The organism is Acidiluteibacter ferrifornacis, assembly GCF_009909615.1.
GTDB lineage: Bacteria > Bacteroidota > Bacteroidia > Flavobacteriales_E > Vicingaceae > Acidiluteibacter > Acidiluteibacter ferrifornacis.
This window is the reverse complement of sequence record NZ_WWNE01000008.1, coordinates 124,349-139,598: the sequence shown is the minus strand read 5'-3', so window position 1 is coordinate 139,598 and position 15,250 is coordinate 124,349. Positions and strand designations below refer to the sequence as shown.

Below are 15,250 nucleotides of genomic sequence, written 5' to 3'. Positions count from 1 at the left end.
ATTTTTTAGCTACTTAATTAATGCTTGTGAAATTATTTCACAAATCAAACTTTGTGAATCTTTATGAAGTTCATGATATAGAGGTAGACATAGTATACGGGATGCAATGTTATCAGAAATTGGAGTACTAGCCAAATCTACATAATCGAGACTGCTTAATGATGGATAGAAATATCTTCGAGGATAAATATCATTTTTCTCCAATTTCAATTTTACATCTAAAGCTGTCGACTCATTCTCAAAAATTACAGGATAATAAGCATAATTAAAATTACATGAAGGCTGTATCGTTGGAGTATCAATGGTCAGCCCCGTCAAAAGCTGAGAGTATAATTCAGACTGCTTCTTTCTTTCTTTTAAAATAAGTTCCAAATCTTCTAAAACGCAAAGTCCCATTGCCGCATGAAACTCCGAATTCTTCCCATTGATACCTACCCCATTAAACTTGTCGAAGCCGTCGTGTCCGAAATTTCTCATTAAACTCATCCGATGTATTAATTCCTTTGCATTGGCAAAAACAATCCCTCCTTCTGTAGAGTGCATTAACTTAGTGGCATGTAAACTAGTTGTACTGATATCTCCAAAATCAAAAATACTTTTACCCTTATACTTGGTTCCAAAACAATGAGCCGCATCATAAATCACTTTTAAGTGATGCTTTTTTGCTATAGCATCTATAGCTTCTATATCACAAGCGTTACCAAAGCAATGAGTGGCTAATATGGCTGATGTTCGAGGAGTAATAGCCGCTTCAATTTTTGCTGGATCAATATTTAATGTTTGCGAATCGATATCCACAAAAACCGGTTTACATCCTTCCCAAACAATGCTACTAGTGGTAGCCACATAAGAAAAAGGAGTGGTAATAATCTCTCCTTTTAAATCTAAGGCCTTGATGGCCAACTGCAAGGCTATAGTTCCATTACTAACATAAAGCAAATTTTGAATATTCAAGTACTCTCTAAACTTCTGTTCTAACTGTTGAACTAAGGGCCCATTATTGGTCAACCATTGTCGACTAAATATTGTTTTAACATAGTCTTGATATTTACTTAATTCAGGTAAGTATGGTTTTGTTACTGGTATCATTGTTTGGTGAATTGATTAGTTTTATTTTCCCACGGAAAATCTTTAAAGGGTGATGAAACACCCAAGAAATCAACAAGTTTAGAATAACTATCTTTATTAGATAAGTTAATTAAAAGAAAATCCTTTGGTCTATTATCAAAATAACTAATTACCTGAGAATTATACACATCATAAGCATCCATTAATAAATCTTTATCATAAGGATTCTTTTCAGATGAATTGCATATTGCTTGCATCAAGTGCCACATGTAAGAAGGATAGATATAATCTGCTTTTTTTAATTGTTCACTAGTGGGTAATTCTCCATTACCAAAACGAAGAGCATGAAACTTTGTAATTGAATTATACCACTGCTCGGAGGAGTCTCTAACAGTTAGAATAAATTTAGCCTTGGGAAACTCTCTATCTAAATACTCATAGGTTTTAGGTAATGAAAATGGTACATCCTGAAACACCTCGGCAGTTCGACAATAATCTATTATTCTTTTAAATTTATTTTTTCGATAATCTCGAAGCAATTGCTCACCCTTTGCCTGGTCTCCCACAACATATCCCAAATCTTTCATTGCACATATAAAGGAAGTCGTACCAGTCTTATTCATTCCTATACAGAACACTTTTGGATGATTCCTTATTTGTAAGGGAACAAAAATTCTGTTGTAAATCCGATAAAAATACCCATTTACTTTCTTTTTAATATCCATTTACTAACTCCATTTAAAATATTTTGTTGCACAAAAACAAAACCTTCTGATTTCAAGACATAACTATAGGCACAGTAGAATATCCCAAATAACAAAGCAAATATAAGTTTTATACATAATCCGTCTAAACCTATAAATTTAATTATTGCAATAAACAACAATAGTGGGAACATCCCTTCAAACACTTTTAATAAATGTTTACTGATGCTTAGCTGTAAATAATGACTCAAAAATAAAATATTTGTAAATGTTATTAGATAACTAACAATAACAACTGAAACAGTAAAAGCATATAATCCATAATAATAAGCAATTAAGATAGGAATTAGCTGTACTGCCTTTCTAAACAATCCAATTTTAAAATTTTCCTTAGTTAATCCTTTGCTCATAAAGGCATTTATCATCATGGCATTTAAAGGAGTATTGCAAGCTGACAGAATCAACACTTGAAAAATAGCTACTGAGGCGCCCCATTTTTCCCCAAACAATCCAATGATGATCGGTTCTCCTAAAATATACAAAACACCCGTCAATCCATAAGATACAAAAGCAACTACTGAAATTATCCTAAAATAAATTCTTTGATATTCGGCTTCATTCTCTTGCAGAGAAGAGAGCACAGGAAAGAACACTTTTTGAATACTAACTGTTGAGTAAGTGGTTACTTGATCTTTCAAAGTAACAGCTCTACTGTAAAAACCTAAAGTAGATGCTGAAAAAACTTTAGCTACAGTCAGGACATCTAAGCTACCAAGTATAGTAGTTACAATTCTATCAAAAAAAACATAGGAACTAAATCCCATCATTTTTTTTAATTCATCCAGAGAAAATTGTAAACTCGGTCTCCATTTAGAAGCCTTCCATAGCAAAACTGAACTTAAAAAAGAGGCCAATAAAGATTTTAAAACTAGTGCATATACACCCGCCCCGTTAAAAGCTGCAAGAACTCCAACTATTCCTCCAACAACCGACGCAATCACATGCCGAAGAGCAAGTGCCTTAAAATCTAATTTTCGACTAAGGATGGCTGATTGAACCTGATTAAAGGAACTTATTAAAATACTTAAAGACAACCAGCGAACCAAGTTTGAAACAGTGTTATTTTCATAAAATAAACCAATAAAAGGCGCTAAAAAAAAAAAGAGGATAGTCAGCAGCAAACCTGCTACAATATTGAAATAAAATACTGAGTTATATCCTAAATTTGAGTTTCTCTTGTTTTGAATTAGTGCGGAGGAAAAGCCTACATCAACAAACACTTGAGAAATAGTGATAAAAACCATTGCCATTCCTACTAATCCAAACTCCTTTGGACTTAAGAGCCTCGCTAAAAAGATAGATATAATAAAGCTCGTACCGTGATTAAGTAATACTCCACCTAAATCCCAAGCGACTGCAATTGCTGATCTTCGTTTTAAAGAACTCATTCCCTAATTATCGTCTGAATAATATCCATAGCCGTATCCATATCCATAGCCGTATCCATAACCATAGCCATAGCCATAACCACTTCCTAATGGCCCATTCTTTTCCTTGACTGCATTCACTACAATCCCTAATCTTTTTATTTTTCCTTGAACATGTAATTCATTGATATTTTCTAAGTAGGATTTTTTGGTATACCCATGTCGCACAATATAGATGGACGCATCTACATGTTGATTGATGATTAAGGCATCTGTTACCAATCCCACCGGAGGTGTATCGATAATGATGATGTCATAAGTAGACTTCAGATCCGCTAAAAATTGGTGCATTCGTTCGCTTTCAATCAATTCTGCGGGATTGGGCGGAATAGGCCCAGATGATATTAAATCTAAATTCTTAACATGCGTTTTACGCACACAATCATTCAACCCTCCTTTTCGAATCAAGTAGGTACTCAATCCAACTTCATTGGTCAATCCAAAGTCTTGAAAAATCTTCGGCTTACGTAAATCTGCACCCACCAGGATGGTTTTTTTTCCAGAGGCGGCATAAATGGCCGCTAAATTAATGGAAGTAAAGGTTTTTCCCTCTCCAGATATGGATGAAGTCACCATCACCACTTGTTGTTCCTTTCCTTCTACCATGTAATTGATGTTGGTACGTATGCTTCGAAACGCTTCGGAAACGATGGATTTTAAATTGGTACTCACCACCACATTGCTATCCAAATCTTTTTTATGCATAATAGAACCTAGCAATGGAATAGAGGTAATCTTTTCCAAATCCGCACGATCAACAATTTTGGAATTAAAAAAATACAGTAGTAGAATAATAAACAGGGGAATTAATAAACCCAGAAAGATGGCGTTAATATAAACGCCAGAAACCTTAGGACCAACGTAGGCACTCCGAAATTCAGTGGCGTAATCCAATATTTGAGCTTTGGGTACATTGGAGGCTTTAGCAATTCCAGCCTCAGAACGCTTATTCAACAGAAAGGTATACAAATCACTCAACAATTTATTTTCTCGCTTTAGATTGAAATATTCCCGTTGTTCGCTAGGAATTCGTAAAACTTTATTCTCTTCCTTAGCAATCATTTTTTTGAGTGAATCTATCAACACATTCACTTGCTCTCGGTTCGCTTTTGCAACCGACAACAAAGCATCAATTTGACGATCAAGCTCCTGCTGCTGCTGCTCGATTCTTAAATTAACATTTTGAAATTGAAAACTAGCCTCCCTCTGCTCTTGAACCAAAACTTGAATGCGCTCCGTCAGCCGATCAATATTGGGATCAAGAAAGCCAAATACAGCCGAAGAGGGAAAAGCAGTAAACTCTTTTGATTCTAGTGTTTTAATTAATGCTGAATAATATTCCCGCTGAATGCTTTTTTGGGTCAACTCTTCTTCCAGTTGAAACACCTCCATTATGTTACTCTCTTCCTCCGTAATAAAAATCCGCTCAGAAAAATTCTTTTGTTGGAACTGCTCCAATCGATATTCAGTAACCACCAAAGAATCGGCAATACCTTGCAATTGCTGATCCACAAATGCCATAGTGTTGACTGCTATTTCATTATTCTGATCCATACCCCATTGAATATACTCATCCATTAGGGCATTTAAAAAATCAATAGACTTTTGGGGCGTCTGATTATTCTCAGATAAAATCAAAATAGAGGACTCCGTGTTTTCTACATCGATATTGATTGCCTGCTGAAAATAACGCGTCCAACTGCTAATTGGATTAAATTGAAATGCGAAAACTTCATCACTTTCTTCCACATAATTAGAAGTCAAAATCAACTTCCCACCATCCCATTCAAAAACCTCACCTACTTGATATATGGATCCATCCTTTATGGTCTCTATGTCCAAACTAATTTGGAACTTGTCATCAGACAAAAATTGAATGTAATTGCGTTGAAACGTTTTCACCCCCTCAACCAAATCGACCTTGAAAGAAGAAATGGGATACATTTCGGTAGTTTTGATATTCCCCAATTTGTAATAAGAAACTTCCCAGTTCAATTTTTTAGCCACTCTATCCATCAGTGGATAAGACTTGATGATTCCAATTTCGTTGATCAATCGGTTTCTTCCACTCACTAGCTCCATCCCAGGCAAAAAATACTCTTGCCCCCACGAAGAATATTCATCTTTCACCAACATACGCGCATTAGTGGAATAGGTAGCAGGAGTATATCGCACTTGATAAAAAGCATATACAACTCCACCAATCAGGCCAATTAAAATAAAATACCAATACCTTAAAATGTAAACCAGAAAAATGCGAGGATCTATTTGAAAAGAAGTACTGTGAGCAGTATTATTTTGCATATTTAAGTCGCTGAAACAATTATAATGAGCAAAGAAACGAATTTAAATCATTTATTTTGTAGTTATGTGGAGCAATCTAAAACTCGTCTATCAGCAAAACAAGCAAGGCTTTCATTTTATCTTAAAAATGGTAGCCATCTATGCTATACTATCAGCCCTTTACCATTGGGGGCTCTCTCCTTACACCTCCATTGACAGTGGGCTGATTAACATTATCATTGCTCAATCGGAATGGATCCTCAGTGGGCTGGGATACGAATTGATGTCCAATTCCTCCCAAACCCAATTCCTAATGGGAATCCAAGGCAGTAGTGGAGTCATCATAGGCGGACCTTGCGACGGGCTGAGCTTGTTTATTTTGTACGCCACCTTCATCCTTTCCTTTAAAGGGGTGTGGTGGATGAAAGGGCTTTCCATAGCAGTTGGGGTCACGATCATACACAGCTTAAACGTACTCCGGGTAACGGCCTTGGCGCTGATTGTGGTCTACGCTCCAGACCAATTGGATTTTCACCATTCCTACACCTTCACCCTTTTTGTTTACGGCATCGTCTTTTTACTGTGGATGTGGCGCATTAAAATTTACCAATGGATCAAAAAATAAGTCGAAGAGCAGTTTGGTGGGCAGCTTTAACTCTCCTTTATGTCCTAAGCTATTGGCGAGAAGTGGTGTTCAGAAGCATCAACGCCATCATGGAGGGAGCTAATACTTTTTACGCTAAAACCACTCCTTTGCCTTATTTAATGAATTACAATCCTTCTGAGTTGAATCTACTGAAGTACGGGTTAACTGTAGGATTTACTGTGCTGTTTATGTTCATTACGTATTTTGGAATTAAAAAAGGGTTTAATAGCGCTTTGGGCAAAACCATGGTAAAGTTTATTTATGGATTTTGCACAGTTCTAACAATTCTTCTAATGCTACTTGCATTTTTTTTGAATCAATTCCCAACTTTTTATCCATACTTACGTATATTAGTTGGGTGGATACATAGTCCCCTTATATTCTTATTTATAAGTATCACATTATATGCCTTAAATACTTTGAATAAGAAATTTTTTTAACGTAGATTTGTACGATATATTTTATAGAAGATGAAAAGAAATTTTATTCCTTTCCTACTAACACTTTTTTTAAGCCCCACGATAATTTTTTCTCAAATTGGACCTGGTGGAATTGGCAATTCCTCAGATAACTTAGTTTGGCTAGATGCTAATAGATTAAGTCTACCCGACAACTCTGCTATATCTTCTTGGACCGATTTTTCAGGAAATAATAATCACGCTATTCAGGCTACTTCAAGTAGACAGCCCTTATTCAAAACAAGTCTCATAAATGGAATTTCTGCAGTTGACTTTGATGGCTCCAACGATTTTCTGCAATTTAGCAGTCATATAACGACTGACCATACTTCTGTTTTCACAGTGCATCAATCGCAGTCCACTGCTATAAATGGTGTACTTACCTTACAAAAGCACTTTATTTACTCCATTTCAAACGCGGTGGGTGTTTCTTACACATCTCCTAATAAATACTATACCTTCCCATTTTCCCAAAACGATCCAACCATTTTTCAATTTCATACAGACAACTCGTTTACTGGTGGACTGTTGGAGTATGGTCGAGCGAATTCTGCACGTAGAGACAATAGTACTATTACAAGAACAGCATTATTATCCAATTCTATCTCTACTGTTGGAACATTAGTCAACTCATCAGGCTCCCCTATTAGGTTTCAAAACGGCGAAATCTCAGAAATTATCATTTTTAATAGACGCTTAAATTCAGCAGAACGAAATATTATTAGTGCTTATTTAGGTAGTAAATTTAGTGTCAACACTCTCAACACCTATTATTCTCATATTTCAACTCACAACTTTGAAGTATTCGGTATTGGTCAAGAGTCTGATGGTGCCAACACCAACGCTCAAGGAACAGGAATCGTAGAAATTTCTAACGCTTCTACATTGGGAAATGGAGATTATTTATTAATTGGGCATGACAATGGTGGCCTTAGCACTACTACTTCTGTAGGATCCGCTTACGCAAGTAACCGATTCAATCAAACATGGAGAGCAGATGTTACCAATACCCCTGGAACAATTGACATCAAGTTCTTTCTAACTGGTAATAACTTTGCTGTTGACCCTGCAAATGATTACCGTTTATTAATCGATAACACCACAGGAGCATTTGATAATTCTAGTATTTCACAATCCTTAATAGGAACGTATAACGCCATTGATGAAACCATCACGTTTACGGGTGTTGCGCTTACTGATGGAGATTACATTACATTAGCGGTGCGTCCTAACGTGATCACTGCTGTAGGCGATGGAGCATGGAATACTCCGGCAACTTGGAGTTGTACTTGCGTTCCTACTTCAACCGACAATGTAGTAATTCCATCGCCGCGTGTCGTTGATGTAGATGGAGCAACTGCTACTGCTGAAGGTTTAACCATTGATGCAGGCGCAACACTAAATTTCAATAGCAACGACAGTTTATTGCTCAATGGCGATTTATTGGTAAATGGTTCGATTAGCAGCTCAACAGGGTTACTCGGATTTGTGGGAACAGGAGCACAAGAATTATGGAATAATTCGGGCAGTGCTATTACTCAATTTGACTTTTATGCCAACAACAGTACTACGGTTTCTTTTAAATCAGGAGATTGGAACATTACCAATTTTATTAAAGTGGCAGCAGGACAATTAGTTAATGATGGTGCAACTGTTACTTTAGTTTCTGATGCAAGTACACAGGCGCAAATTCAGCCATCTGCTACCAACTCATTTAGTGGAGAATTTATTTTACAACGTTATTTCTCTGCTAGAGCAGCCAATTATGCGGACATTACTGCTCCTGTAGTTTCTACAACTATCGCCGATTGGGATGCAGAATTGTTCATGAGTGGTGTTGGCGGTAACGATGGAGATGCGAGAGATGGTGCTGGTGGACCAATTTACTACAGCGTTACCAAATACAACAATACTACCAAAGCGTATATATACATCACTTCTACTGCTGAAACCATTGTAGCTGGAGAAGGAGTTGAGCTATTTTTAGGAGACAACTTATCCACTTTTGCCGCACAAACGATGGATCATAGAGGAACTCCTTATACAGGACCTATCAGTATCACACTAAAACCAGGTTTTAATTTAATTGCTAATCCATATTCTTGTTTCATCAATTACAGCTCGGTAACGAAGCCTTCTGGAGTAAGCAACCAGTTCTACGTCTATGTCCAAAATAATGGAGCTTACCAGTTGTTTACTGGTGGGTTCATTGCCGCTCATCAAGGTTTTTGGGTGAACAATACTTCTGGTAGCGATAAGGTCATTACATTTAATGAGTCAAACAAGTTTCCATTGGCTATAAGCTTGATTTCTAAGCAGAAAAAAGAAAAGAAATTTGCTTTAGCCATAAGTAGTTTAGGAAATGGGTTTGGTAATGAGTTATCGGTGATGCCTTCTTCTACAGCTGAAAATGGCTTGGATACAGAAGATGAATATTACTTAGCTAGTCCACACAAAGCTGCTACTTCATTAATCACAAAAGCTTCAGAGAGTAATGTGGAGTTGATTGGATCTTCCATCAACTCAATGGATAACGCTCACCACCTTCCAATTTCATTTTTGGCAGGAGAGAATGGTTCTTATACCATCGAAGCAGAAGATGTAGCTGAATTGTTAGCCGTTTATAACTGTGCATTATTGGAAGACAAAGAAGTAGGTAAAATAATTGACCTCAGTTCAGAAGCTACTTACACCTTCGCTGCCAATACCGGTAAATACGATCGTTTTGAATTGCACTTATTTAAATCTGCAGAAGATTGTATAGATTTATTGAACAAGGCTTCGGAATCTAATCCATCTTCCAATGGAGTTTCTATCCTTAAAAGAGGTCAAATTGTAGAATTGAACTATGCAGTTGAAGAAGCACAACAAGCACAAGTTGATATATACAATTTAAATGGTCAGAAAGTAGCCACTACACAATACATTGGTATTGATGGAAATGGCTCTAAGGAACTAGATTTTACGACCGAATTAAATGGTATCCATTTAATCGTGGTACGTACCAACAATGAAGTGATCACTGAAAAGTTTAATTTCTAAGAAATTTCTATATTTGCACACAGAACAATTGAATATGAAAAAGATATTGAGATATATACCATTAGTTGCTATTCTATTCTTAGCAACCTCCGATTTAAATGCACAACCTCCTGGTGGTGGCCCTGGCGGTGGCGGTGGACCTGGTCCATGCTTCCCTCCTCCCTGTGTTCCCATTGATGGAGGACTCTCCTGGTTGTTAATTGCAGGAGCTGCCTACGGTGGTAAAAAAGTATATGAAATGAATCAAAAAAAGGAAGACCAATAGTCTTCCTTTTTTTTGTGTATTTATTTTTATTATTGTTCCATTAAAAGAGCATCTCACTTCAAATTGAAAGCGCCGTTCCATACAAATCAAGTTTTTTAAAAGGGGCGGTACTCTATTGGAACCGCTATACTCTCATGTTAAACAAAACTGCATCAGGAGGCTCTAATAGCAGACGATGACCTTCTAAAAATAGTATTTACAGCGATTTGATTATGGGATTAATTCAACACGATTTGTCCTCCTATGAAAAAGTATTGCATCATCCACCGACACATTCATTGATCAAATCCGAAATAAAAATAATCCGAAGGAATACAGCATTGACTTATTTAAAAAATACGAAGTATTTGACTAATTTTAGCCGTCTAAGATATATCCGATATGAAAGATAAAGAACTATTCAAACTCATAAAGAAAGAGAAGAAAAGACAAACTGAGGGATTAGAGTTAATTGCTTCCGAAAACTATGTTAGTAAAGGAGTATTGAAAGCAATGGGCTCAGTGTTGACGAACAAATACGCCGAAGGACTTCCAGGCAAAAGGTACTATGGAGGTTGTCAAATAGTGGACCAAGTAGAGCAATTGGCAATAGACCGTGCAAAGGCCCTTTTTAATGCAGAATGGGTAAATGTTCAACCACACTCAGGTGCCCAAGCCAATGCAGCAGTTATGTTGGCAGTATTAAATCCAGGTGATACCATCCTAGGGTTTGATCTAGCTCATGGGGGACATTTGACCCATGGCTCTCCGGTCAATTTTTCTGGAAAACTATATCGCTCTACCTTCTATGGAGTAGAACAAGAAACTGGTAGAATTGATTTTGATAAAATAGAGGCCATAGCTAAAAAGGAGCAACCTAAATTGATGATAGCAGGTGCTTCATCTTATAGCAGAGATTGGGATTATAAAAAAATGAGAGCAATCGCGGACGAAGTTGGAGCTTTGCTAATGGCCGACATTTCTCATCCTGCTGGTTTAATTGCAAAAGGAATTTTAAATGACCCACTACCCCATTGCCATATCGTGACCACAACTACTCATAAAACATTAAGAGGACCTAGAGGTGGGATGATTATGATGGGACAAGACTTTGAAAATCCATGGGGCATAAAAACTCCTAAAGGAGACATTAGAATGATGTCTGCGCTATTGGATTCTGCAGTATTTCCTGGCACCCAAGGTGGTCCTTTAGAACATGTGATAGCTGGTAAGGCTGTAGCATTTGGTGAAGCTTTAGAAGATTCCTTCATGGAGTACACTTTACAAGTCATGAAAAACTCTAAATTGTTAGGAGAAGAATTGGTAAAAAGAGGATTTGACATTATCTCAGGAGGAACAGACAATCACTGTTTATTGATTAACCTAAATTCAAAAGACATTACCGGAAAGGAAGCGGAAAGAGTGCTAGGATTAGCTGACATTACTGTCAATAAAAACATGGTTCCTTTCGACACTAGAAGTCCTTTTGTTACTTCCGGAATACGTATTGGGACACCTGCAATTACCACGCGTGGAATTACAGAAAAGGAGATTCCTTTGATTGCTGAGTTGATAGATAACGCAATTAACCATAAAAACAATGAGAGCGAATTAGCCAACATAAAAAAGCAAGTGAATCATTTAATGGAAGATTTGCCTCTTTTTGATTATTGATTCCGAAAAGCTAACGTATTCTCTTTATCGTATCAACGGGCTATACTAAGTCCTACACAAAAAATAAAAATCCCATTGCATAAGAAATATTCTGCAATGGGATTTTTTATGCAATAGCTGTAGCTTTCTTTTAAACGTCTTTTTTTATCCCCATTTTTAATGGACAATCAACTTACGTGTATAAAGATCATTGCCCATTGAGAGTTGCAAAAGATAAACACCACTTTTCAAGTTGTCAATGGGTAGCTCTACCGTTTGTTTACCCATTCCTAAATTTAGACTTGATTGTTGGATCAACTGTCCTTTCATGTCCATAATCTTTATTTGCGTTGTTTGTTCCAATGATGATTGAAGAGCAATATAAGCAGCTCTAGCCGTTGGGTTAGGATAAATTTCCCCAACATAATTACTCGTGGCATAGGTATTTAATCCAACTAAAACATCACTTACCTCAATATCGTCAATGGCAATATCACCTGCTATTGTTCCAGATTTAGTAATCACATCACCTCTAAAAACTACCCGAATAGTTCCAGAATAACCGGATAAGTCAATCGTTTGATTCAACCAACTTTGCCCTTGATTTCCTGAAATAGGCTGAATAATATCTTGGACGTAAAACCCATTAATGATAATATCAACATGTAAACTGCCCATATCTGAACCAAGCATATGATACCAAAAAGAAAGTTGAGCCTTATTGGTAGAACTTAAATCAAAACATGGACTGAGTAATCTGGCACTTTTACCACTATTTCCATCCGCTTTGATGTACATGTAATTCCCATTCAGATTAGTATGGTCACCAACAGGGCCAGTTAAGGCTGTAGGCGTTGCTCCCGAATTAACATACCAATCGTGATTGTCTGCGGCTAACTCATTCTCCCATCCATTTAGTAATGTACCCGGCGCCCCAACAAAAAAGCCATCAAAATCCTCATTATTGGGAAACTGATTGACGATTCCATTGGTTGAAATCAGCCTTACAAGGGTATCGTTAAAAGGGTTTAAATCTAATGGTTCTTCTAGCCATACTCTGAAAAAATTATTCATTGATGGTTGAAAAACTACTTGATTAGTAAAGGTAAAGTTTTGGCTGGCAAAAGGTGCTAACGGACCTGCCAGCGTGTCTCTATATGTAATTCCACCATTATTTTGAAACGCTAAAGGGATATTAGTGAGGGTCACATTACTGAAATTCTGAATGTTTAAACTTACATTTTGGTTTAAAGCGGTCTGGCATCCCTGATTCATTGGACTAGACAAGGAATTAAGTGAAATATCAATAGTGGCTAGATTAGTCAAGGTCACTTCATCTATTGCTATATCACTAGTAAAACTGGATCCTACCTCCCCTCTAAATCGAACTTTAATGATTTGATTAGCGTATGTGGACAAATTGACAATCTGATTTTTCCATACATTGCCTTGATTTCCTGAAATAATCGGCATTACATCTAATACCCAAGCACCATTAGACCATATATCCACATGCAAAGCACCCATAGTCGCTCCATACATATGGTACCAAAAATTCAATTGAGGGGCTAGTACATTGGATAAATCAATGCAAGGGCTAATGAGATACGCTTCGTAACCTTGAGGAGTGTTGCTTGTTTCAATATACATGTAATTTCCTCCTCCAATTGAATTATGATCTTGAGAAGGTCCAGTATTAGCCGATGGAGTTCCTCCGGTATTAACATTCCAATCCATATCATCTTGCTGATCGTTTTCCCAACCATTGATAAGAATGCCAGGAGCTCCAACAGTAAACTGGTCAAACAATTCTGTAAAAGGAAACGAACTCACAGTACTATTCATTGCAAAATTATAAGTTAAAGTATCATTAGCGGTATTGATATCCGTTGATAATTCTGTCCAAATTTTTAAAGTATGCTGAACATTTGGAGTGACGGTAATTGGTGTTGAAAAAGTAAAGATTTGGGAACTAGAGGGCAAAATACTAGATGTAGAAGTTGACCTTACCACAGGACCATTATTTAATTGATAAGCCACTGGAATGGATGAAATAGGCACGAAACCATTATTAAAAATTGAAACATCCACTCTTTGAGATGGATTTAACAAACATGTTTTATCCATTGGATTGCTAATTGATGCAACTGAGACATCCTCTCCTGTAGTTACATTTAAACCAATATCATCGAGCGCAATATCACTGGTATAACTAGGGCCTTTTCGGCCTCTAAACCGAAGTTTAATGGTCTGACCTGCATAATTAGACACATCAATAGTAGCTTTCAGCCATTGATTCCCTTGATCTCCAGCGATGGAAGGCATAATGTCCAAGTTCCACATATTATTCGCAAAAAGATCTACATGCAACTCTCCCATTCCCACTCCATACATATGGTACCAAAAGCTAAATTGATAAAATGAATTACTACCTAAAGTATAGCAGGGTGTAATTAAATGAGCCTCTTCTCCTGATAAAGGCCCTGTTGCTTCCATATAGAGGTATTTGCCATTTCCTCCTGTATGATCTGAGGAAGGTCCCGTATTTGTAGAAGTTGTTGCACCTGAGTGAACGTACCAGTCAAAATCATCAAATGTCGAATTTTCCCAGTTATTAACCAGAGCGCCACTTGTGCCAACTAGAAATGTAGTAAAATCTTCGTTATAGGGATAGTTTGTTATAGCCGTTCCTATGCAAGGCACTGGCGGTAATGGGTCAATATAAAATTGATAACATTGACTGGCTGGCAATACTTCTTGATTAAAGCATGTGGAGGCATCTCTTATAGAATAATAATAACAAATGGTATCATTAATTGACCCCGATGGCAAATTTCCTGTCCACGTATTTCCGGATACATTACTCAATGACACAGAGTCAATCGCCCCATTATTGATAGTGAAGTATACTTTTGCGGAAGAGATTCCAGATTGATCAAAGGCATCAATTGATAATCGCGTTGGTGACAAGGAATAAGTGGCACCAGTAATCACCGTTGCATTTGAAAGAGTAGGTGGAATGAGCTCACAAGCAGCTCCCACAATTTGAAAATCATCGATTAACCACCCATAATTAGAAGCAGGGCCATTAAAATCCCCATCAACTAGTACCAACCGAATTTTTACTTGACTATTGTTGGCTGTGGCAGAGATGTCAAAAGTTTCATTCTTCCACCACGTATTATTTGGCAGGGTTGTAGGTTGGCTGGATAACCAATCCGCGTATGATCTTGAAGAAAACAGGTTTTGAGCAAATAATCCTGTACCTAAATATTCATTAGTGGTGAGATAGGTCCATGTGATTCCATTATCTAATGAATATTGCAAATGAGCCTTGTCCAGGCTTCCTATTTTACAAATTTGATTAAAGGATAAACCCACACTCAAATAGCCCATCGTAGAAAATGAATTAGACTCCAAAAATAAAGTGTCGTTAAAAGTTACTACTCCGCGATAGGATTTTGAACCACTCGTACTAAAAACAGAGTTTGTATTCCAAAATGCAAATGGATTAGAAGCTGCATAACTATTAAATGAAGTTGAACTGCCTTCAAAATCTTCATTGACTATTACAGTTTGCGAAAAAGCAAACATACTCATTGAAATAAAAACAAAAAATAGACTTATTCTTTTCATTCTATGGATTTTAATTACAAAAAAAGGGA

General features: G+C 36.9%; 10 protein-coding genes. 5 read left to right on the top strand and 5 right to left on the bottom strand.

The features are described from left to right. Positions 1–9: 9 nt before the first annotated feature. Genes GQN54_RS11015 through GQN54_RS11000 form a run of 4 tightly spaced genes read right to left on the bottom strand, consistent with a single transcriptional unit; the run spans position 10 to position 5,563 of the window. On the bottom strand, positions 10–1,089 hold the full coding sequence (locus GQN54_RS11015; RefSeq protein WP_160633599.1) for a DegT/DnrJ/EryC1/StrS family aminotransferase: 1,080 nt from the start codon (positions 1,087–1,089) through the stop codon (positions 10–12). After that, positions 1,086–1,793 carry a sulfotransferase gene (locus GQN54_RS11010; RefSeq protein ID WP_160633598.1) on the bottom strand — a complete coding sequence of 236 codons (708 nt, stop codon included), beginning with the start codon at positions 1,791–1,793 and terminating at the stop codon, positions 1,086–1,088. The genes GQN54_RS11015 and GQN54_RS11010 overlap by 4 nt, the downstream gene beginning before the upstream one ends. Further along, entirely contained in the window at positions 1,772–3,220 is a 1,449-nt protein-coding gene (locus GQN54_RS11005) for a lipopolysaccharide biosynthesis protein (protein ID WP_160633597.1), read from the bottom strand. The genes GQN54_RS11010 and GQN54_RS11005 overlap by 22 nt, the downstream gene beginning before the upstream one ends. A gap of 3 nt (positions 3,221–3,223) precedes the next feature. Beyond that, complete coding sequence (locus GQN54_RS11000) at positions 3,224–5,563, bottom strand: polysaccharide biosynthesis tyrosine autokinase (protein WP_160633596.1); 2,340 nt, start codon at positions 5,561–5,563, stop codon at positions 3,224–3,226. Between the two features lie 64 nt (positions 5,564–5,627). Between GQN54_RS11000 and xrtF the strand changes: the two genes are divergently transcribed. The 5 genes from xrtF (at position 5,628) to glyA (ending at position 11,606) form a co-directional block, all read left to right on the top strand. Beyond that, on the top strand, positions 5,628–6,167 hold the full coding sequence (gene xrtF, locus GQN54_RS10995; RefSeq protein WP_160633595.1) for an exosortase family protein XrtF: 540 nt from the start codon (positions 5,628–5,630) through the stop codon (positions 6,165–6,167). After that, positions 6,152–6,628 carry a hypothetical protein gene (locus GQN54_RS10990; protein ID WP_160633594.1) on the top strand — a complete coding sequence of 159 codons (477 nt, stop codon included), beginning with the start codon at positions 6,152–6,154 and terminating at the stop codon, positions 6,626–6,628. The genes xrtF and GQN54_RS10990 overlap by 16 nt, the downstream gene beginning before the upstream one ends. Before the next feature lie 30 nt (positions 6,629–6,658). Continuing rightward, positions 6,659–9,688, top strand: a complete 3,030-nt coding sequence (locus GQN54_RS10985; RefSeq protein WP_160633593.1) for a T9SS type A sorting domain-containing protein — start codon at positions 6,659–6,661, stop codon at positions 9,686–9,688. Between the two features lie 34 nt (positions 9,689–9,722). Then, positions 9,723–9,953, top strand: coding sequence for a PID-CTERM protein-sorting domain-containing protein (locus tag GQN54_RS10980; protein WP_207554885.1), 231 nt, complete (start codon positions 9,723–9,725; stop codon positions 9,951–9,953). Between the two features lie 381 nt (positions 9,954–10,334). Then, positions 10,335–11,606, top strand: coding sequence for a serine hydroxymethyltransferase (gene glyA, locus GQN54_RS10975; protein WP_160633592.1), 1,272 nt, complete (start codon positions 10,335–10,337; stop codon positions 11,604–11,606). Between the two features lie 156 nt (positions 11,607–11,762). On the opposite strand, the gene GQN54_RS10970 is transcribed toward glyA, so the two are convergent. Then, positions 11,763–15,221 (bottom strand): T9SS-dependent choice-of-anchor J family protein, encoded by a 3,459-nt coding sequence (locus tag GQN54_RS10970; protein WP_160633591.1) that lies wholly within the window; start codon positions 15,219–15,221, stop codon positions 11,763–11,765. Positions 15,222–15,250: the final 29 nt, after the last annotated feature.

Coding starts and splice junctions, on each gene's coding strand:
- GQN54_RS11015 (WP_160633599.1), bottom strand. CDS start 1,089: ATGATACCAGTAACAAAACCATACTTACCTGAATTAAGTAAATATCAA.
- GQN54_RS11010 (WP_160633598.1), bottom strand. CDS start 1,793: ATGGATATTAAAAAGAAAGTAAATGGGTATTTTTATCGGATTTACAAC.
- GQN54_RS11005 (WP_160633597.1), bottom strand. CDS start 3,220: ATGAGTTCTTTAAAACGAAGATCAGCAATTGCAGTCGCTTGGGATTTA.
- GQN54_RS11000 (WP_160633596.1), bottom strand. CDS start 5,563: ATGCAAAATAATACTGCTCACAGTACTTCTTTTCAAATAGATCCTCGC.
- xrtF (WP_160633595.1), top strand. CDS start 5,628: ATGTGGAGCAATCTAAAACTCGTCTATCAGCAAAACAAGCAAGGCTTT.
- GQN54_RS10990 (WP_160633594.1), top strand. CDS start 6,152: ATGGATCAAAAAATAAGTCGAAGAGCAGTTTGGTGGGCAGCTTTAACT.
- GQN54_RS10985 (WP_160633593.1), top strand. CDS start 6,659: ATGAAAAGAAATTTTATTCCTTTCCTACTAACACTTTTTTTAAGCCCC.
- GQN54_RS10980 (WP_207554885.1), top strand. CDS start 9,723: ATGAAAAAGATATTGAGATATATACCATTAGTTGCTATTCTATTCTTA.
- glyA (WP_160633592.1), top strand. CDS start 10,335: ATGAAAGATAAAGAACTATTCAAACTCATAAAGAAAGAGAAGAAAAGA.
- GQN54_RS10970 (WP_160633591.1), bottom strand. CDS start 15,221: ATGAAAAGAATAAGTCTATTTTTTGTTTTTATTTCAATGAGTATGTTT.